At 65.2% G+C, this 1,081-nt stretch carries 1 protein-coding gene; it reads right to left on the minus strand.

Features of this window, described 5'->3' with window-relative positions; translation table 11 throughout:
* Positions 1–51 precede the first annotated feature (51 nt).
* Positions 52–1,081, minus strand: a 1,030-nt coding sequence (locus CZ322_RS09635) for a prolyl oligopeptidase family serine peptidase (protein ID WP_143231904.1), incomplete at its 5' end; no start/stop codon positions are given.

Below are 1,081 nucleotides of genomic sequence, written 5' to 3' on the forward strand. Positions count from 1 at the left end.
GTACGCGCGCGGGCCGCTCGCGTTATGCGGCGGCCGCGCGGCGCGGCGCGCTTAGTACACCTCGGTTGCGCCCACTTGGTCCAGCATCCACGCCACTTCCTCGGCGCGCTCGCGCCAGGCGTCGTAGCGCCCGGTTTTCCCGGCGTGCCCGGCCACCATCTCGATACGCTCCAGGATGGGGCGCTCCGGGTTGGGCTTCGTTTTCTCGCGCAGCACCTGAACCCACTTGGTGGGCTCCACGTACAGCACCCGAATATCGTTAAGCGACGTGGTGGCCAGCACCGCCGGGTACTCCACCCCTTCGCGTACATTCTCCACCGGGCTGTACTCCTTCATATAGGCGTACACCTCCGGGGAAGCCACCGGGTTGCCCCATTCTTCCCATTCACCCACCGTGAGCGGGAGTTCCGGCTTGAGGATCGTGGTCAGCGCATCCACGAAAGGCACCGCGGCATGCACGGCCCGGAATAGCTCGGGGGCCTGGTTGATCGCCGCGCCGATGAGCAGGCCCCCGGCGCTCCCGCCTTCGGCCACAAGCCGGTCAGGTGCCACCCAGCCGGAGTCGATAAGCCACCGTGCCGAATCCACGAAATCGTTAAATGTGTTTTTCTTGCGGAGGAGTTTTCCGTCGTCGTACCACTGGCGCCCCAGTTCACCGCCGCCGCGGATATGCGACCACCCGATAACGACGCCGCGATCCAGCAAACTCAGGCGGTAAATCGAGAAATAGGGCTCGTTGGACACTTCGTAACTACCGTAACCGTAGAGGTAGCCGGGGTTGGTGCCGTCCGGGTGGATATCGGCGCGGCGCACCACCGTGAGCGGGATTTCCACGCCATCGCGGGCGGTCACCCACACCGCGTCCTGGGTGTAGAGCGAGGGGTCGTAGCCCGGGATGTCGAGGGTGCGCAGGACTTCAATATCGCCGGTGCGCGGGTCGAAGGCCTTTTGGGTGGGCGGTTCCAGAATGGACTGCTCGGTGAACACCACCCGGGAGGTGAACCAATTGCCCTCCGGGTAGGTTTCCACGAAGCTGCCCTCGCCGGTGGGGATGGCCACCGGGGCGGACCAGCCATGATTG

The organism is Actinotignum timonense, assembly GCF_900155575.1.
Lineage (GTDB): Bacteria > Actinomycetota > Actinomycetes > Actinomycetales > Actinomycetaceae > Actinotignum > Actinotignum timonense.